19 protein-coding genes and 1 riboswitch are annotated in these 19,214 nt (G+C 46.1%); of the genes, 3 read left to right on the top strand and 16 right to left on the bottom strand.

The genetic code is table 11. The annotated features are described in order from the left end of the window. The first annotated feature begins 88 nt into the window (after positions 1 to 88). Complete coding sequence (locus tag Q7P97_RS03750; protein WP_303966780.1) at positions 89 to 1,288, top strand: iron-containing alcohol dehydrogenase; 1,200 nt, start codon at positions 89 to 91, stop codon at positions 1,286 to 1,288. A gap of 494 nt (positions 1,289 to 1,782) precedes the next feature. On the opposite strand, the gene Q7P97_RS03745 is transcribed toward Q7P97_RS03750, so the two are convergent. From Q7P97_RS03745 to Q7P97_RS03685, 13 genes are all read right to left on the bottom strand, one after another. Further along, the gene (locus Q7P97_RS03745) at positions 1,783 to 2,364 is read right to left on the bottom strand and encodes a cob(I)yrinic acid a,c-diamide adenosyltransferase (RefSeq protein WP_303966777.1); all 582 of its coding nucleotides are present in this window, start codon (positions 2,362 to 2,364) and stop codon (positions 1,783 to 1,785) included. 1 nt (position 2,365) lies between these two features. Beyond that, positions 2,366 to 2,749: a bifunctional adenosylcobinamide kinase/adenosylcobinamide-phosphate guanylyltransferase gene (locus tag Q7P97_RS03740; RefSeq protein ID WP_303966775.1), complete on the bottom strand. Its 384-nt coding sequence runs from the start codon at positions 2,747 to 2,749 to the stop codon at positions 2,366 to 2,368. Further along, positions 2,701 to 3,294 (bottom strand): histidine phosphatase family protein, encoded by a 594-nt coding sequence (locus Q7P97_RS03735; protein WP_303966772.1) that lies wholly within the window; start codon positions 3,292 to 3,294, stop codon positions 2,701 to 2,703. The genes Q7P97_RS03740 and Q7P97_RS03735 overlap by 49 nt, the downstream gene beginning before the upstream one ends. Further along, a complete protein-coding gene (cobS, locus tag Q7P97_RS03730) occupies positions 3,255 to 4,019 on the bottom strand; it encodes an adenosylcobinamide-GDP ribazoletransferase (RefSeq protein WP_303966769.1) in 765 nt (254 codons plus the stop codon). Before cobS ends, Q7P97_RS03735 begins: the two co-directional genes overlap by 40 nt. Positions 4,020 to 4,031: 12 nt before the next feature. Further along, complete coding sequence (locus tag Q7P97_RS03725) at positions 4,032 to 4,850, bottom strand: cobyric acid synthase (RefSeq protein WP_303966766.1); 819 nt, start codon at positions 4,848 to 4,850, stop codon at positions 4,032 to 4,034. Then, positions 4,847 to 5,419 carry a bifunctional adenosylcobinamide kinase/adenosylcobinamide-phosphate guanylyltransferase gene (locus Q7P97_RS03720; RefSeq protein ID WP_303966763.1) on the bottom strand — a complete coding sequence of 191 codons (573 nt, stop codon included), beginning with the start codon at positions 5,417 to 5,419 and terminating at the stop codon, positions 4,847 to 4,849. The genes Q7P97_RS03725 and Q7P97_RS03720 overlap by 4 nt, the downstream gene beginning before the upstream one ends. Then, positions 5,401 to 6,474, bottom strand: coding sequence for a threonine-phosphate decarboxylase CobD (gene cobD, locus Q7P97_RS03715; protein WP_303966760.1), 1,074 nt, complete (start codon positions 6,472 to 6,474; stop codon positions 5,401 to 5,403). The genes Q7P97_RS03720 and cobD overlap by 19 nt, the downstream gene beginning before the upstream one ends. Next, positions 6,461 to 7,414: an adenosylcobinamide-phosphate synthase CbiB gene (cbiB, locus tag Q7P97_RS03710; protein ID WP_303966782.1), complete on the bottom strand. Its 954-nt coding sequence runs from the start codon at positions 7,412 to 7,414 to the stop codon at positions 6,461 to 6,463. Before cbiB ends, cobD begins: the two co-directional genes overlap by 14 nt. After that, positions 7,414 to 8,886: an adenosylcobinamide amidohydrolase gene (locus tag Q7P97_RS03705; protein ID WP_303966757.1), complete on the bottom strand. Its 1,473-nt coding sequence runs from the start codon at positions 8,884 to 8,886 to the stop codon at positions 7,414 to 7,416. The genes cbiB and Q7P97_RS03705 overlap by 1 nt, the downstream gene beginning before the upstream one ends. A 2-nt stretch (positions 8,887 to 8,888) precedes the next feature. Next, positions 8,889 to 9,881 (bottom strand): FecCD family ABC transporter permease, encoded by a 993-nt coding sequence (locus tag Q7P97_RS03700; RefSeq protein ID WP_303966755.1) that lies wholly within the window; start codon positions 9,879 to 9,881, stop codon positions 8,889 to 8,891. After that, positions 9,874 to 10,860, bottom strand: a complete 987-nt coding sequence (locus Q7P97_RS03695) for an ABC transporter substrate-binding protein (RefSeq protein ID WP_303966751.1) — start codon at positions 10,858 to 10,860, stop codon at positions 9,874 to 9,876. The genes Q7P97_RS03700 and Q7P97_RS03695 overlap by 8 nt, the downstream gene beginning before the upstream one ends. A gap of 141 nt (positions 10,861 to 11,001) precedes the next feature. After that, a riboswitch (cobalamin riboswitch) is annotated at positions 11,002 to 11,129 on the bottom strand. A 592-nt stretch (positions 11,130 to 11,721) separates the two neighbouring features. Next, complete coding sequence (gene argS / locus Q7P97_RS03690) at positions 11,722 to 13,389, bottom strand: arginine--tRNA ligase (protein ID WP_303966748.1); 1,668 nt, start codon at positions 13,387 to 13,389, stop codon at positions 11,722 to 11,724. Next, the gene (locus Q7P97_RS03685; protein ID WP_303966745.1) at positions 13,386 to 13,802 is read right to left on the bottom strand and encodes a YwiB family protein; all 417 of its coding nucleotides are present in this window, start codon (positions 13,800 to 13,802) and stop codon (positions 13,386 to 13,388) included. The genes argS and Q7P97_RS03685 overlap by 4 nt, the downstream gene beginning before the upstream one ends. A 158-nt stretch (positions 13,803 to 13,960) precedes the next feature. On the opposite strand from Q7P97_RS03685, the gene Q7P97_RS03680 reads away from it, so the two are divergent. Beyond that, entirely contained in the window at positions 13,961 to 16,015 is a 2,055-nt protein-coding gene (locus tag Q7P97_RS03680; RefSeq protein WP_303966742.1) for a transglycosylase domain-containing protein, read from the top strand. 482 nt (positions 16,016 to 16,497) lie between these two features. Here Q7P97_RS03680 and Q7P97_RS03675 read toward each other — a convergent pair whose 3' ends face one another. After that, on the bottom strand, positions 16,498 to 17,016 hold the full coding sequence (locus Q7P97_RS03675; RefSeq protein ID WP_099693621.1) for a YwhD family protein: 519 nt from the start codon (positions 17,014 to 17,016) through the stop codon (positions 16,498 to 16,500). 67 nt (positions 17,017 to 17,083) lie between these two features. On the opposite strand from Q7P97_RS03675, the gene thmT reads away from it, so the two are divergent. Further along, positions 17,084 to 17,269, top strand: a complete 186-nt coding sequence (gene thmT, locus Q7P97_RS03670) for a 2-hydroxymuconate tautomerase (RefSeq protein WP_085428108.1) — start codon at positions 17,084 to 17,086, stop codon at positions 17,267 to 17,269. Between the two features lie 48 nt (positions 17,270 to 17,317). On the opposite strand, the gene Q7P97_RS03665 is transcribed toward thmT, so the two are convergent. Further along, complete coding sequence (locus Q7P97_RS03665) at positions 17,318 to 17,824, bottom strand: YwgA family protein (RefSeq protein ID WP_303966735.1); 507 nt, start codon at positions 17,822 to 17,824, stop codon at positions 17,318 to 17,320. Between the two features lie 17 nt (positions 17,825 to 17,841). Then, complete coding sequence (locus Q7P97_RS03660; protein ID WP_303966732.1) at positions 17,842 to 19,131, bottom strand: HD domain-containing protein; 1,290 nt, start codon at positions 19,129 to 19,131, stop codon at positions 17,842 to 17,844. Positions 19,132 to 19,214: the final 83 nt, after the last annotated feature.

Raw genomic sequence — 19,214 nt, 5'->3', positions numbered from 1 at the left:
TTTTCACTATATATCAATATAGCAAATTTTTCCGATTAATGATAACGTTTTCATAATGTGCTGTGCGCATTGGAGAGGGGTTTTGGTTATGTATCGATTATACGCGCGTTTATTTCAAAACGGGCTCAAGGCGGGTATGTACTTATTGCCATGGCGTGAACCTGAGCTACTCATTGGTCCTGGGAGCTTGGAGGGGCTTGCTGGCAAGGTAAAGAGCCTCGGAATTGGCAGTGTGCTGATTATTACAGATGGCGATATTGCGAAACTTGGTTTACTAGATGTCATGCTCGTCGGGCTCGATTCACTCGGCATCAAGTACTTAGTCTATGACAAGACGGTTGCGAACCCGACAATTGATAATATTGAAGAAGCGCGTGGGTTGTATCTAGCGAACGAATGCGAGGCGTTGATTGCGTTTGGTGGCGGGTCACCAATTGATTGCGCGAAAGCGGTCGGTGCACGCATTGCCAGACCCAATAAACATATTCCCGAGCTGAAGGGTTTATTCCATGTGCGCAAGACAATTCCGACGTTGTTTACGATACCGACAACTGCAGGTACTGGAAGCGAAGCTACGTTGGCCGCGGTGGTGACGAATAGCGAGACGCATGAGAAGTACGCGATCAGCGACACTTCATTGATCCCGCATTACGCAGTGCTCGATCCCCTACTTACTATCAAGTTGCCACCTTCGATTACAGCAGCTACCGGTATTGATGCGTTGACGCATGCGGTTGAGGCGTATATTGGTAACAGTAATACGAAGGAAACATGGAAAGATAGTCGCGAAGTGGTGCAGTTGGTGTTTGCAAATTTATATGAAGCATATCGTAATGGTGAAAATCTGACTGCACGAACAAATATGCAGTGGGCTTCTTATTTGGCCGGAAAGGCATTCACACGGGCATATGTAGGCAATGTGCATGCAATTGCGCATACACTCGGTGGATTTTATAATGTGCCGCACGGCTTAGCGAATGCGATTATCTTGCCGCATGTGCTCGAGTATTATGGGAAAACTGTCTATGAGCCCCTCTCAGAGTTGGCTGATTTGATTGGAATTACGAGTCGTTCGGATACGAAGCGAATGAAAGCGGAGAAGTTTATTGAGGAAATTCGCATGTTGAACCGTTTGATGGGGATCCCAGAGCGGGTGGACGGGATAGTGAAGGAAGATATTCCGTTGATGGTCGAACGAGCGGCGTCTGAAGCCAATCCGTTGTATCCCGTGCCGAAGATTTTGAGTAAAAAAGAGTTTACGAGGTTGTATGACGTGATTCGGGTGTGATGTGTGGGAGTTGATAGAGCGAGTACGTGGCACGATAGAGCGCTTGGACATCTGCATAGAGCGGATACGCGGCGCGATAGAGCACTCAGACGTGGGCTTAGAGCGGTCACGCGGCAGGATAGAGCACTCAGACGTCGGCATAGAGCGGTCACGCGGCCGAATAGAGCACTCGAACGTCCGCATAGAGCGGTCACGCGGCAGGATAGAGCACTCAAACGTCGGCATAGAGCTGTTACGCGGCGTGATAGAGCACTCAGACGTCGGCATAGAGCGGTCACGCGGCCGAATAGAGCACTCAAACGTCTGCATAGAGCGGTCACACGGCCGAATAGAGCACTCAAACGTCTGCATAGAGCGGTCACACGGCCAGATAGAGCACTCAAACGTCTGCATAGAGCGGTTACGCGGCAGGATAGAGCACTCAGACGTCGGCATAGAGCGGCACACAAAAACAGGGATGACAGCATCAGCCTGTCATCCCCGTTCTCCTGCAATCACTTATCTTTTTTCTCACTTGTGCGGAATACTTTGGCACTGCGGACATATTCGTTGTCTGCAATTCCTAGACGTGCGTTCACAATGCGCGCCGCTACGAATAGGTAATCCGAAAGACGGTTTAAGTAGCGCACGACGACTGGTGAAACGTCGTCTGCTGCGTTCATTAGTGTAACCGTCACGCGTTCTGCTCGGCGGGTTACGGTACGCGCGATGTGCAATGTTGCAGCAGCTGGAGATCCTCCGGGAAGTATGAAGCGTTCGAGTTCAGGTACTTCTTCCATCAACTTGTCGATTCGTTGCTCGAGAACCGTGATTGGTTCTTCGTCGAGCTTGTAATGGCGTTCTTTCATGACGTTCGCCAAGTCACCGCCACCGTCGAATAATTCATTTTGGATAGTTTCAAGGTCAGTTAGGATGTCCGCGAATTTCTCTGGGTCAAGTTCCGTCATCGCCTTGCCGACGAATGAATTCAGTTCATCGATCGTGCCGTATGCCTCGACGCGCAAGTCGTCTTTTGCTACGCGTCCTCCAATTAAAGCCGTTGTTCCCTTATCGCCCGTTCTTGTGTAAATTTTCATTTCACTTCACTCCTTTGATTGTGTGTGGAATACCATACCAAATTCTTGTGACGCTTGTTGCTTCCGCAAATAAGTGTTGATATAACCGGCCGCACCGATCGCGAAGGTCTCGCTGTTTGGCATCAAGAGGAACGATGCCACGACCCATGTCGGTTAGAATAAAGACTGTGTCGGAGCCACTGATTTGGTTTACAGCATCGCGTGCTTCTGTCTCCGTTTTATTGGTATGCATCAACCACTCATGCAAGCCACTAATAACAAGTGATTCACCAGGTTGGGCCGTCGCGGTTGTATCCATTGTACAGAAACATGCCGCCTTGTCACCAATCCAACGTCTTACATAGTCTGTTTTGCCGTTATAGGCACCTCCGATAAAGACGTGCATGGCTTCCCCTCCTTGAACTCTTCCTTACTAGCCCACTCGAGTTGCCAGATTGAGCCGTTTGATACATCCCAGTCCCAAAATGATCGGTCGTCTTGTGTGAACGTATCAAGCACTACCCGGATCACGCCGCCATGTGTCACGACAACCGAGTCACTTGGTAATTCGACTAACGCATCCAGCACGCGTGACTTCACATGCCCCAAGCTTTCGCCGTTGCGTGGCGGTACATGCCACGGATCATTCAGCCAATTACGATAGTCGGGGTCGTTTTTTAATTGCGCATAGGTCTTTCCTTCAAAGTCTCCAAAATTACATTCTCTTACACGTGGATCCGCTTCAAAAGTCGCTTGTGGGAAATAGATGGCGGCCGTTTGAATCGTTCTCTTTAAATCACTGCAAAAAACATGTGGCACAGCGACTGGAAATTCGATTGGATCTCCTTCATTTGAAATCAAATCACAATCCGTCCAGCCGCAGTATTGCCCATTTCCGTTTGAAGTCGATTTTAAATGCCGTATGAAAAATAAACGATAAGGACGAGCCATAATAAAACCTCCATTCCTTCAATGAATGCACCGCATAGATCCCCTGTAACACCACCAAAATGTTTGATAGTCCAGCGATTGTACAGCCAAATGGACAAGCATATCACGAATAGCAGGACAGGAATTACTAAAAATGAACGGTATTGGATACTTACTAAAACCACTGTCACGATGCTGATTGTGCTTGAGGCGAGCAACATGCGTCTACGTAGGAAATGATTTTTGAAAAAGAATGCTATGCCACTTGTTTTCGCGGTTTTTGTCAGCGTGTAATACGCGACTAAAGCTGCGCGAGAAAGGATCGGCACCGCCACGAGTACTACCCAACCGTTTGCGAGCTGCAGAATTTCAATGAACAGACCGATTTTCAAACAAAGTAAAACGAGTAGCGATAACGTGCCGAACGCACCGAGCCGTGGGTCATCCATAATCGTCAGACGCTTTTCCCGATCCTGGTAGGAAAAGAACGCATCGCCAAGGTCGGCAAAGCCATCTACATGTAAGCCGCCTGTCGCGATCAGTCCCGCTAGCAATATCAGTACAGCCGCAAGAAAACTATTGAAATCACTCGTTATGTATGCAACTCCCGCGAGTAACACTCCAATACCACCACCGACAAACGGCAAAGCGATATACATGCCCGATACTTCCTTTTTTCCGAGCGGTAGCTCTTTATGGACAGGCAACGACGTGAAAAATTGGAGCGCTAGTAAAATGCTATTCATCTTCTCGCTCCTTTACTCCAACATAGTCTGAATTAACGGCCAATTGATATGTTTTTTTACGTGAGTAGCCCATTGTTCGTAAACGTCTATACCTTCCATTGCCGGAAGCGTCTCCCGGTCCATATCCTCTTCTGGTATGCCATGGTTTTCTAGGATGGGTATGACCCCCACAACGGGAATACCTGTATAGTCTTCAATGAACTGTATCCCATCTTCGAAATAAGAGGCGTCACCGTAAAACTTATTGATAATAATACCTTTGATGCGTTGACGTCTTTCTTCCGACAGTAATTGCAATGTGCCAACAATCGAGGCAAAAGCACCGCCTTTAGAAATGTCCGCTACGAGTAGGACTGGTACATCCGCGAGCTCTGCTACGCGCATATTCGTCAGCTCACGATCCATCAAATTTACTTCTGCGGTACTTCCTGCCCCTTCAATAATCAGCGTGTCGTAGTGATCGGATAAATAATCTAACGCTTGCTGAATGGTTTCGAGTCCTTTATCGAACCACTCTTTTCGAAAGTATTGTCCGTCGATCATCTCGAGCGGTACGCCCATAAATAGAACATCTGCCTTCATGTCTTCTCCGGGCTTCATCAATATCGGATTCATTTCAACAATCGGTTCCGTGCGAGCCGCTTCTGCTTGCTGAAATTGAGATCGGCTGATTTCACGTCCGTCTGCTAGTGTTTCGGAGAAGCCTGACATGTTTTGAGATTTAAAAGGTGCTACTTGGATGCCTTCATTCGAAAGCAAACGGCATAATGCAGTGCAAATCATCGTCTTGCCGACGTCTGAGGCTGTGCCAACGATCATTAATCCGTTCATAGCTTCTCACCTTTCCAAACAATTGGAATCCCGTGGTCCATCTCAATCGCTTGGTCTGCTAGCTCAACGATTCGCTGATGCAACGTGCCAATCGTTTGGCGGTAGATTTCCGTCTCTTCTCCGTATTGTAGCCACTCATCGAGGACTTCGTTAGATACGATGACTAGATGGGCAACGACTTCGCTCATTTGCTGAATCGTATGAAGTAATTGTTTCTGTTTTTGCTCCAAGCACCCTGGGCGACGAACGCAAGGTGTGCCTTCTTCGTACCCTTCGTACAATTCATTGGCGAGCCAAGTCGTCAGACAATCCCAGAGTACAAGATCGCCCGGTTGCAAAAAAGGCAACGCTTCATGGAGATTCTTCGGTTGCTCAATCGTCAGCCAGTCCGCATTTCGACGATCTTCTATATGCTTATCGATTCGTTGCTTCATTTCATCATCAGATGCCACACCCGATGCAATATAGACAAGACGGCCTGATGATTGATCCGTAAGAAGACGTTCTGCATATGCACTTTTTCCACTACGTGCTCCACCACTGATGAATGTTACTGTTCCTTGAACCATTGATCCATCGCCTCCCGCAGTGTGTCCATCATCTTTTCGGACTTCATGCCGATACGTAACCAGCGTCCATCCATCCCGCGAAAATTTTCCGAATGGCGAAGGACGATGCCTTGTTTTAATAAATCGTGATAAAGTTTTTTCCCGTCTTGTTGCGGTTTCATGACGAGATAATTTGCCGAGGAATCAAGCACTTCACAATCGTGTGAACGCAAAAACTGCTTCATCTTCAAACGTTCTTTTTGTGCGTGTTGAATCGCTTGCTCACGATAAGCGTCTTCATGCAAACACAATACACCGATTTCAGCAGCAAGCCCGTTGACGTGCCAATGAGCCGCCCGCTGTTTCAGCGATTCGATACGCTCAGGATGGGCAATCAAATAGCCTAAACGGATACCGGGTATCGCGTACATTTTCGTCATTGAACGGACTATCAACAAGTTCGGATAGTTCGCAACTTGTGAAATGAAGGACTTTGCTTCATCAATGAAATCAATGAATGCTTCATCCAGAACAACGTCTGTTCCGCTCTTTTTAGCGGCTTCCACAATCATCAGTAGCTCACTTTTTGAAGGCAATAACCCCGTCGGATTATTCGGTGTGCAAATATAGATGGCATTCACTTTTGGTAACGATTCAAGAATACGTTGCATAGGCAATTGAAAACCGTCTGTCTCATTAGCTTGAAGCGATACTACTTCCGCTCCGTTCGCTGAAAGCGTAGCACGATACTCAGAGAAGGTGGGGTCAATCAGCAGCACCCTTTTCCCCCGGTAATGCCCAGCCAATAATGATAGAAGTTCCGCCGCACCGTTGCCAACGAGTACTTGTCGTTCTTCAACTTGATGAAAAGTTGAAACTGCAAAAAGGAATGGCTGTCCGTCGGGATCCGGGTAGCTGTTGAGCGTAGTGAGTAATTCTGGCCAAGCCTCCACTACGGATGGCGGTGGCCCTACCGGATTACAGTTTTCACTAAAATCGAGCACTTCTTCAGGCATAGGAATATTCATTGATGCATATAATCGTTTGCTGTTTGCGCCATGTTCAGGCAATCGCATAGAAAATCCCTCCTAATACTGTGCCTAGCGACCAGAATGTCCAAGACACAAGTTGCATTTGATAGGTAGCGGAGCGGATATGTTCTTTATTCGCAATGACTGCCGGACCGAGTGTCGCCCGTTTTGATACTACACCGCGATATGTACTGCTTCCACCTAACTGAATATTGAGTTGCCAAGCAGTAGCCGCTTCCAAATAACCACTATTTGGGCTCATATGCTTTTTAGCATCACCTAACCAGCCGCTAATCCGCTGTTTCAATGAATGTCGGCCTTCATTCGGAGTGAACAATAGAATGAGCAATCCTGTAATTCTTGAAGGAATCCAGTTAAAGAGATCATCCATACGCGCTGAAACTTTTCCAAATTCACGATAACGCTCATCTTTGTAGCCAATCATCGAATCGAGTGTATTGACCGCTTTATATAGCCACAAGCCAGGTGCACCGAGCAAGAATGCCCAAAATAACGGAGCAGTGACACCATCAGACGTATTTTCTGAAACGGTTTCGATTGTGGCGCGTGATATTTCACTCTCATCGAGCTTCTTCGTATCCCTACCTACAATCCAACTTAGTTTCTCACGTGCTTCTTTCAAATCTTTAGTTTGTAATGGTTTGTAAACTTCAAGCGCTGCATCACGCAAACTTTTTTGTGCAAGTCCAGCCGCAATAAGCAATGCTTCGATTACGATACCTACTAGCAAATGAAGACGATAGGCGATACTGACGAGCCAGATCACGAGTAGAAACGTTGTCATGCAAATAAACAGCCAGAGTATGGCACCTTTTATTGTACGCATGCGACCTTTATTCAACAGCTTCGTCAAGTTTCCAATTGTCGTACCGAGCAACTTCACGGGATGCGGCCAGTTGGATGGATCTCCGATAAGACGGTCGAGCACCATGCCGATTGCGATCGCAATGAAATGAGCAGGAATCATCTGTCATCACCTACTGCTAAGCGATAGGAGTGAATAGCCCGCACTGTACACTCGTAAACGCCTTTACCAATCAGTTTTCCGAGTTGCGTAATCGGTCCGGCGTAAGGCAAATACGTTCCTTGCTGTGTAGACGCAATCAACAGGCTGTCGGTCGATGTACCAGTTGCTAGCGTTCCAGACTCGGGATCCTTTACCTTCTCGTCTTGCAGTGCCTTCACTTTCGCTTCGGTCGCTGTGATCAATGCCTGAACGAACGCTTCCTCACTTAATTCGCCATTAATGAATACCCACGTATTAATCGTACCGATGTAGGAAATGTCTTCTCGTAACCAAGACTTCGAGACGTCGACAGCGTTTCCGATACCCGCTGTTACTGCTACAACAATCGTACCGAATTCCCCTTCGTATTCTTCGACTTCAACATGCTCAGGACTAACTGCTGTCATCATGGCTACAGTGTCTGTTAAATGATAACCTAGCGCGCGCAAGTATTCGGTGTTCTCACGCTGTACATCATCGATCATATAATCCGCACGTACACCTCGATTAACGAACGTCCGGTACCAGCCAAGGCCGGCATTATGGACTGCGGAAGAAATCGTCTTCAGAGGCTGGCTTGATTGCAATAATACGTGATCTCGCTGAATCGAAACGTCTGCTTTCTTTACATAAAACCGATCCACCTTTTCTTGCAAATTCGGCAATAGCGTCATTTGAGGCTTCGGCATTTCGGGGTGTGGCTGTGTTTTAACGCGTGCATTGTACACTTCATGAATTTCCTGTTCGAGTACGACGTCTTGCGGCACACCGATCGATGCGACTTCCCCGTTCTTCAATAGCAATAAGCGATCACAGTAGAGTGCAGCCAAGTTAATGTCGTGAAAGACCGAGATGACCGTGATGCCCTTCTGCCTTGCTTGATTGCGGATCGTATCAAGCAATTGTTGCTGATGCGCGATATCGAGATGGTTCGTTGGTTCATCCAATAATAAAATAGGCGCTTGCTGAGCGAGTGCTTGTGCAACGAATACGCGTTGTTGCTCGCCGCCCGACAATAATTCAATTGGAGTATTTTCATATCGTGTGACGCCTGTATGGTGCATCGCTTCCTGTACAGCTTGCTCGTCCAACTCCGACCAACTCGAGAAAATTCCTGACTGATACGGATAACGACCAAGTGCCACGGTGTCTTTCACTGTATGCGAAAACGCATGGGCATGGAGTTGTGGAAGGACCGCCACTTGTTGGGCAAATTGCTTTTGTGTATAAGCACCTGAAGGCTTTCCAGCAATCATTACCTTGCCGCTTTGTTTCGGCAAAATCCCTGAAATAATCTTCAATAACGTCGATTTACCACTACCATTCGGACCTAAAATCCCAAGAACTTCTCCTTTTTCCACGTGGAACGACACATTTCGCACAATCGGTTCCTTGCCGTAGCCTCCCGATATATTTTCCACTTGCAACATGGTTACATCGCTCCTTTTCTACGCTGTTTATAAAAGATATAAGCAAACACCGGAGCGCCAATGAATGCCGTAATGACACCGACCGGTAATTCAGCCGGCGAAATAATCGTTCGTGCTACAAGATCACAAATGATGAGTAACGAGGCGCCGTTGAATAAAGATAACGGAAGAACGTGTCGATGATCGGAACCCCAAAGCATCCGTGTCATATGCGGTACAACTAAGCCGACGAAGCCAATTGTTCCCGATACCGCCACAGCAGAACCCGTCAACACCGAACCACCAAGCAAAATCATTAACTTACGTTGTTTTACATTGACTCCAAGATGATGCGCGCGTTCTTCACCGAATAGTAAAGCATTCAACTCGCGACGATTCAGCCACAACATGAACGACCCGATGATGAAAAACGGCAGAACCATCGTAATATATTTCCATCCACGCATCGATACGCTACCAAGTAACCAACCTACAATTTGGCGGAGTTCTTCTTGTGTTAATGCGATCATCAGCGACAGCACCGAGCCAAGGAATGAACCAAATATGATGCCTGTCAATATAATCGTTTCCATTTTCATTGAACGGTCGACCAGACGCGCAAAGCCGATTACTAGAAACATCGTCACTGCGGCACCGATCATACTAAATACGGGTAAGGTGAATGCGCCAAGTACCGGTAGCGAAATACCAAAAAAGAGTGTGATCACGGCGCCGACAGAGGCACCGGATGACACTCCGAGGGTGTAAGGATCAGCTAACGGATTTTTCAGTAGCCCTTGGAAAGCGGCTCCCGAAATAGCGAGTGATGCACCGACGATTCCTGCCAGCAACACACGTGGCATCCGGATCTTCCACAAAATATTACTTGTCGTCGCATCCGATTGATTCCATAGCGTCTCTATTGGTATTTTCACTGTACCGATCGATACGCCGAGCCAGATTGCCACAAGCAATGTGGCAATCGACACGACATAGGCGAGAGCGGTTTTATTCACCGAATACCTCAGGATAGATTGCTTTCGCAAACAATTCTAATCCATCGGCTAAACGTGGACCTGTACGGCTAGTGATATCTTCATCCAGTTGAATGACTTGATCTTCTTTAATCGCAGTCACCGCATCAAATCCGTCACGCGTTTTAATATTTTCTACAACGTTTGGAACGTAGCTATACATAGCCAAAATAACATCCGGATTTTCATCTACAATCGTTTCAGGGCTAATCATAATCCAGCCTTCTTCTGTCACGATGTTTTCAGCGTGGATCATATCCAAGAATTGCTGTGGGAATGTCCCTTTTCCTGGTGTATAGATCTCAGGTGCATCGGAGTTTTCAACAAACACGCGCTTCTTGTCTGTAATGTCCGCTGCTTTCTTTTCAATATCTGCAATTTTTGTTTTCATATCTTCGACGATTTGATTAGCTTCTGCATTTTTGTCCATTACTTCACCAATCATTTCAATCGATGCATACGTCTCGTCAAATGTACCCGCATTCGGAACGACGATCACTGGGATGCCTGCGTCACGAATTTGGTTCAATCCTTCTTCACTTGAGCCCATCATCATTTCGTGTGCGAATACTGCTTCCGGCATCAATGAAATCACTTTTTCTACATTGACCGTGAAGTCCCCTACTGTATCTAGCTCTGCTACTTCTTCAGGATAGTCATCGTTTTCTGTTACAGCGATTACTTTATCTCCTGCATCGATACCAAATAAAATTTCTGTGTTGCTTGGAATTAATGAAATTACAGTTTCAGGTGCTTGTTCCAATGTAATTTCTTCGCCCGCTGCATCTGTCAGCGTATATGGATAACTTGTTGTATCCGTTGATTGTGTATCTGTTTTCGTTTCTTCGCCAGCTGGATTTTCATCTGCCGGTGTTTCCTCTTTTTTGCTGTCGTTGCCGCATGCTGCAAGTACGAGTACCGCAAGCATCGCCGTCAGCAAAAGTTGCCAAAACTTCTTCATGTGTGTTCCTCCTTTGATATGTGTGTTTCATTACGCGATCCGCAGACATAAAAAAATCCTTCGATAGGTCGAAGGATGAGGTGGGATGAAATCAGGGTGTGATTTCTTCCACTGTACCTATCCTCGTAGGTTGCTGCGGAACTTCATTTTCTTAAAAAGGCAGGTGACCTGGCTTGTGCATAGCACGTACAGTGGCGGGACCGCATCGGATTTGAACCGATTTCGCTTTTCATCTCGTTAATTAGAGAACCTTTTCGAAAGATATGTAATTATGACTTATTATAGCGATAATAGTGTTGGTTGTACAGGGGTTAGGCGGAGATTGAAACGTGTTTGGGAGTGAGGCTCCAGCAGGGGGACGCTTTCCTGAGGGGCCGCGATGAGCCAACCAGTTCGCTGCGCGTCCTTCGGTTGTCTCATCTGTCGACCTGATCCTCTGGGAGTCGCCCCCTGCTTCCGCCTCACTCCCTACTTTTTGTTATGTTGACAGGTTGAACCGCCTTTAAGTTGTTGATGTGTCTACGGTCATTGGAATTTTTTAAATCAAAGAATTACGCAGCGAAACGTTGCTCTCCCTCCATATCTCAGGAAATAATTACCATATGCTCCTGAACTTCACTCTCCTACTCAAGAAAAGGACACCAGTGAAGCGAAGTGCAAGGCGGCGACTCGGGGAGGATCAGCTCGACAGGTGAGACCCCTAAAGGAACGCAGTGACTAGGGGGCTCAGCGCGAGCCCTCCCGAACGCGTCCGCCTGGAACGCAGCGAAACGTTGCCCTTGCCCTTCCTCTTCCTCTTCCCCCTCACAAAGCCAAAACAAAAAAGCCAAGCAGTAAACCCGCTTGGCCACTTTCAACATATTACATTCTTTCAGGTGCTTCGACGCCTACCAATTTCAACGCATTCGCAATCGTCGTTTTCGTTGCCGTAATCAAAGCCAAGCGCGCTTCGGAAAGATCCTTGTTCTCAGGATCCAACACTTTGTTCGCATTATAGAAGCTATGGAAGCTTGCTGCTAGCTCTTGGATATACGTCGTCACACGGTGCGGTGCACGCATGCGAGCCGAGTCGCTAATGAGTTTTGGGAAATCTCCAAGCTTTTTCAACAACTCTAATTCTTTTTCATCTTGCAATAGCGTGACGTTCTCTGTCGACGCTACTACGTCTTGCTCTTTCGCCTGACGCAAGATCGAACAAATACGTGCGTGCGCATATTGTGCGTAGTACACAGGATTTTCGTTGGATTTGGAAACAGCCAAGTCCAAGTCGAAGTCCATTTGTGCATCGCCTGAGCGCATCGCGAAGAAATAACGTACAGCGTCTAGGCCGACTTCTTCTACGAGTTCACGCAGTGTGACCGCTTTTCCTGTGCGCTTGCTCATCTTGAACTTTTCTCCGTCTTTATACAGCTGAACCATTTGCGCCACCTCTACTTCTAGCGTATCGCGATCATAGCCAAGCGCTTGAATCGCTGCTTTCATACGCGGAATATAGCCATGGTGGTCTGCTCCCCAGATGTTGATGAGTTTATCAAATCCGCGACTCAGTTTATCTTGGTGATAAGCTATGTCCGGAGTTAAGTATGTGAATGAACCGTCTTGTTTGATCAATACACGGTCTTTGTCGTCACCAAATGTAGTCGAGCGGAACCAAGTTGCACCGTCTTCTTCATAGACATGGCCATTTTCACGAAGTTTAGTAAGCGCAACTTCGATCTTGCCGTTGTTATATAGAGACGTCTCCGAGAACCAGTGGTCGAAATGAACGCGGAAATCCGCTAAGTCTTTTTTCAGTTTATCCAATTCGATATTCAAGCCGTGTTCACGGAAAAATGCAAGTCGCTCTTCTTCTGCAACATGGACGTACTTGTCGCCATATTGTTCAACGAGACCTTTTGCGATCCTGATGATATCTGCGCCGCGATAGCCGTCTTCAGGCATTTCTTTTTCTAAGCCAAGCTCTTCAAAATAACGAACGTCGATAGAGTGTGCCAAGTTATTGATTTGATTACCGGCATCATTGATATAGTATTCACGCGCTACGTCATAGCCTGCTTTATCGAGAATATTACATAATGAATCTCCTAGTGAAGCCCCGCGCGCGTGTCCTAAGTGCAAGTCGCCTGTTGGGTTCGCTGAAACGAATTCAACTTGGATTTTCTGTTGCTGTCCGCTATCTGAACGACCGTAGTCCGCTCCTTGGTCAAGGACAGATTTCACGATATCTCCAAGACTGTCTGTTTTCAAGCGGATATTGAGGAAACCAGGTCCGGCGATTTCAATGGAATCAATTGCCGTATTCGTCGTATCCAAGTTCTCCAGAATACTTTCAGCAATCGCACGTGGTGGCTTCTTCGAAAGTTTCGTCAACTGCATCGCGATATTCGCTGCGTAGTCACCATTCTCTTTACTTCTAGGTGATTCCAGTTTAATTTCTGGAATGTCCTCACCTTCAACTAGTTGTGCTTTTTCAATGGCTTGGTGCAATGCTTCTTTAATTTCATGTTGGATCTGCTCTACTGCATTCATTGTGTTACCTCCGAGTAGGTTATTGTCAAATGGTATTTCCCTAATAAACTTTCATCTGAATGTAAGTCGTACGCTACCGTAAAGCGTCCAGGTACCCACTCCAGTTGATTCGTACGAACGGCTAAATCCATAACTGCAGGACCATTGCCATATGTGCCAAAGCGTATGTCATCCTGTCTGAAAGGCAATCGCATCTGTACGCCGCCCTTGCGCATGATGAAGGCATCTTCAGCATGTAATTTCACGGTCGTCCGGACTGCTGGCATACCTTCTGTTCGTTCTTCAAACAATAAATACGACTGTCCTTTTTTCTCAATGATTTCACCAGTTGCCTGCATCGTATGCGTTTCTGCTTGCTGATCTGGATGTTGAATAACGGAACGGAGCTGAACTTGCATTTTTAGCGCTTCCATTCGTTCACCGCCTTAAGTAAATATATCCACTCATTATACACTTCTTCCGACACCAGTTTCAATGTTACGCATCTAAACTTTTCTCATAAGCCGTTTAATCCGTCCAGAACCGTACCATACTGTCAAAAGACACTGAATGGAACGGGATGTGATGAGCAATGAAACGTACCGATTATATAAAATCAACAAATCGCAGAAAGTGGAAAAGGGTTGCATTATCCCTGTCGATCACGTCCATAGCTGCAATCGCAACTGTTTTAATCGCCCTTCGAATATATGCTCAAGTACTTGGTGCTCCTTCACTGAGCGTACCAAAGGCTTCATTGTTCCTCGATCATAGCGGACATCAGATCGGGGATCATTTTTCACAACATCGACGTTATTGGATGAAGCTGTCCGATATGTCCCCTTTTCTTTCGGATGCTTTTGTAGCAACGGAAGACAAGAAATTTTATTCACATAATGGATTTGATTATAAACGACTTGCAGGTGCAGTTCTGAAAGACGTCAAAACAATGAGTAAGGCACAAGGTGCGAGTACGATAACCATGCAATATGCACGGAATCTGTATTTGACGCACGAAAAGTCTTGGACACGAAAAATTCATGAAGCGCTGTTTGCTTATCGACTGGAAATTTTCTATGACAAGGATACGATATTGGAAGGTTATTTAAATACGGTCTACTTTGGCCATGGAATGTATGGCGTGGAAGCGGCTAGTCGATTTTATTTCTCCAAAGCCGCGAAAGAGCTGACATTGGAAGAAGCCGCTACGATTGCAGCCATCGCAAAAGGACCTTCCGTTTATTCACCTTTAGATAACCCAGAGAATTCTCGCAACCGCCAACTTCTCGTACTCGATCAAATGGAGGAATATGATTATATTTCAACTGCGCAAAAGGAACGTGCGGTCGAAGAGAGAATCGTGCTGAAGACAGAGAGTTGGAAAGATATGAAACAAGTGGCTCCATACTTTTTGGACGCTGCATGGCAACAAGCGGAAGACATCCTCGCGTCGAAAGGACGAGTACCTGCTGAAGGCGGCTGGCAAATCCGAACGACGTTGAATCAACAGCACCAGCAAGCGGCGGAACAAGCCATTAAACAAGCGATGCCTGCAAATGATCTACAAGTTGGATTTATTTCCATGACTGCTGACACAGGATTCGTCACGTCGATGGTCGGTGGTGTAGATTTTGGTGATAGCTCCTTCAACCGTGTGACGCAAGCGAAACGTCAGCCAGGATCTGCAATGAAGCCGATTCTCTATGCGGCTGCGCTCGAAAAAGGGATGAATCCGTTAACTTTCATGACAGCCGAAAAGACGCTATTTACGTATGATGACGGTCGTTCAACCTATGAGCCGAGCAATATTAACGGAGAATTTGCAGCGAAACCGATTTCATTGGCACAGGCGATTGCGATTTCAGATAATATTTATGCGGTTAAAACGCTTGAGCAAGTCGGGTACAAGCCGTACACGAAAATGGCGCAGCGACTTGGCGTCGATGTCGCGTTTCCTGAATCCCCAGCGGTCGCGCTCGGAACTTCCGATGTGACGTTGTTCGAGATGACGACAGCGTATAATCGCATTGCGTCAAAAGGTAAACAAGTCGAACCACAATTGATTCTATCGATTACGGATGCGAACGGAAAGCTGGTCTATGAGCATCCTTCAAAGAAACCTAAGCAAGTGATGTCAGAACAAGACGCGTTTGTGCTGACACATTTAATGACAGGTATGTTCGACCCCGTCTTCAATGATTATTTAACCTCTACAGGCTTGTCGATGCGCCCGAAACAAACACGACCTTACGCAGCGAAGTCGGGAACGACAATATCCGATCAGTATTTAATTGGATTCTCGCCCACATTAACAGCGGGCATTTGGACAGGCTTCGACCGCGGCAAACAGCTCGAGGATTTAGAAGATAAGTCTGTCTCCAAAAAAGTCTGGATCGATTTCATGGAAGCTGCGCATGAAGGGACGGCCCCACAGCCATTCCTCCCCCCTTCTGGCGTGCAAAGTGTCATTGTCGATATCGAAACTGGCGGAATTGCGGTCAATGAGTGTCCGAAGCAACGCTTGGTCTATGTAAAGGATAAAGATGTCCCGAAAAAGTTATGTACGGATCGCTCATTAAGAGAACAGCATTCTGGAGAAGAGGAAAATTCTAAAATGGAGTTGTTCCCGTTTTCGTTTTTCGAGTGATGATGAGTGGAGTTAGGTGGGATTGGATTGGATGGGATGGGATGGGATGGGCTAAGAGCGGTTGCGGGTGTTGTATGAGCAGTCAACGCGGCTGATAGAGCGAATAGCAGGCTTGATAGAGCGCTCGGCTGCTCTGATAGAGCGGTTAGCGGCCGTGATAGAGCGGATAAAGCCGCCGATAGAGCAGTAGCAGTAGCGCCCACACTTCCCTATCCATTGAAAAAAGCCACATTCTCCGTATCCGCGGAGAGTGTGGCTTTTTTGACCGATATGCAGTGATCGAATGAATCCGCACTGCTTGGGTTTGTGTTTTATCAAACAATTGTCTGCATAACGGGTGTCCTAGATTACAGCGCAAAGCTGTATATTTAGTTTACTTCCTTTTATGCAGACATTCAACCTCAAACAGTAGGTAATGCAAATTGTCACATTTTTGACTTATTTGACGAGATTTGAACTTTTGACTCCAATTAATTTATAGCTTACTCTGTGCGTAAACCTTCGTGTAATTCAGGTGTACTGCGTTCCCATAGTTCCGCATTATGCGATTGTAGGAAGTCCTTCAAGATCTTTTTTGAACGATCATCCATATCGTCCACCATGATTTTACGCTTCATTGATTTGTCCATGCGGTTGACGTGATCTGCCAGTAATTTATAGCCACGTCTCTTTTCACGGTTGACCACCATCTCACAAGCCGTAATTCCTGCATAATATGGTCCTTCTTCACGGTAATCAATGGTTACCCAAACTAACCAGTACGGCTTTCCACCTTCAGAATCTTTGCGATCTGTCGTAAATTTGATTCCGCGCTCCGTATCACTGCGAGCATGCATAGCGCCCATTTCCACTTGCGCTGTGCCTTCTTCAACATCGATGATCACCGGTGAGATGTTTTCCAATGATAGTGACCCGATACCGAATCCTTTATGACCGTCTGTCGGATCATTTTTTATGATAGTAAAACCTAACTTTGGTTTTGAATTTTGCTCACTTGCCATGTAAATCGCCCTCCGTCTCTGTTATTATATGTACTATACCTGAATTTTCTGCTAAGGAGGAAATGAAATGCCATACGTAACGGTAAAAATGCTTGAAGGTCGCACAGATGATCAAAAACGTGCACTATGTGAAAAGGTTACACAAGCGGTTGTAGAAACAACTGGTGCTACTACTGATAGCGTAACAGTTTTCATTGAAGAAATGCCAAAAAATCATCTTTTTAAAAATGGAAAGCTTATGAGTGAACAGTAAAATCAGCAAAAGGATTCTCATCGTGAGAATCCTTTTTTATTGCTGTATTTAACTAACTGAACTCACTTGCATCTCTTCAATGAAATCAAAAGCTTGTTCCATTTCCTGATCGGTGAAGTTCAATTTGTTTTTCACAATACGTACTTTAGCAATTTGATCCTCTTTATCGAGTTGATCGAAAAACAACAACGTCGAAACAAGTTCCAAAAATCGAGACGACTTTTCATTCAATCGCTCAATACAACCTGGCAGCTGCTCTTTTGGTGCGTCTACTGTCGAAATGAATTTAGAGCCTTCATCCGTCACTTGATAGCAATATTGCTTATATGACCCCTTGTCCTCAAAGCGTTCTGCCAAAAAACCCATCTCGCATAATTCTTCCACTCGCAATGTCAGTTCTTCCGAATAAGGACCGTACATATGGAGTTCGTATTTCTCCGCGAAAGGGAAATTCATCTTTTTCAATATATACACCATCTTCTGCATCTTCTTACGGCCGTTTACTTCATTCGCCAACGATATAAACTGAACGATTTTTGCATGCTCTTGCAGCAAGTCCCGCAACCCCTCTCTTAACCTCTCAACAATTCCAAAATCTTCTCATGCAACGGGTTTCCATCTATCAACAAATCTTCAGGATAATAAATTTTATGGTCGGTTCTGCGTTTTCCTGATATCGCTTCGACCACATCGGACATGCGCGACAGTTCACGCAAATCACCATTTTTTAGTTGTAAATAAATCGGGACACGCTCATTCTCTTCACCCGGACGGTAAAAGTCATAAGGTAAATCAGATGAAGAATCCGTCACCAAATAATATTCTGGATCGAGCCCAGCTTCTTTGAATAACGTGATAAGTTCTCCGAATTTCATGTACTGCACAGCTGGATCGAATTCCGCATACTGAAATAACCGCCTGTTCACGAAACGGTCGCATAAATCAGCTAAAATCGTATCGTTCTCTTCCATCCACAGTTGGAAATACGTCAATAACACGCCCTCATCAAGAGCTATGTACTCTTTCAACTTGAACTCTTGTGCGAAGAATGAAATGAAATGCATCGGCTCCTGCTTAAATGCATACCCGTTATCGAATAAAAACTTCGCTCTATGCAAAATTTTAATCAGAATCACTTCTGCGCTACGCGACACTGGATGAAAGTACACTTGCCAGTACATTTGGTAACGACTCATGATATAGTCTTCCACTGCGTGCATGCCGCTATGTTTAATGACTACTTGTTCCTCAGTCGGACGCATGACGCGCAAAATACGTTCCATGTCGAAGTGGCCATAGGAAACGCCTGTGTAATACGCATCGCGCTGAAGATAATCCATCCGGTCTGCATCAATTTGACTGGAAATCAAGCTAACAACCAATTTATCCGGGTACGTTTTGTCAATGACGTCTGCAACTTTTTGTGGGAAATCTGGTGACACACGACGCAGCACTTCATGGACTTCTGTCTGTTCCAATAAAATTTTCTGAGTGAATTGTTCATGATCCAGATTGAATACTTTTTCAAATGCGTGAGAAAACGGACCGTGTCCGAGGTCATGCAACAGCGCTGCACATAGGGCAACGAGTCGTTGTTCTTCGTCCCATTCTTCCCTTAAGCTGAAGCCGTCGTCAAGAATGCGTCGGACGATTTCATAGACGCCAAGCGAGTGCTGGAAGCGACTATGTTCTGCGCCGTGGAACACTAGGTACGTGGTGCCAAGTTGGCGGATCCTACGCAGGCGCTGGAATTCGCGCGTGTTGACCAGGTCCCAGATTACGCGGTCGCGGACGTGTATGTAGCGGTGCACGGGATCCTTGAACACTTTCTCCTCGGGCAATTTTTCGTATTGGTACGTCATGTCGTCACCTCATCCTTCATTCGTTACAGTATAACAAAAAACGACGTGACGTGACATAGTACTCTATGACGGATTTTAAACGG

This window comes from Sporosarcina ureae (genome assembly GCF_029267015.1).
GTDB classification, from domain to species: domain Bacteria; phylum Bacillota; class Bacilli; order Bacillales_A; family Planococcaceae; genus Sporosarcina; species Sporosarcina ureae_D.
The sequence above is the reverse complement of the archived record's forward strand: the minus strand, read 5'-3'. Positions and strand labels throughout refer to the sequence as shown.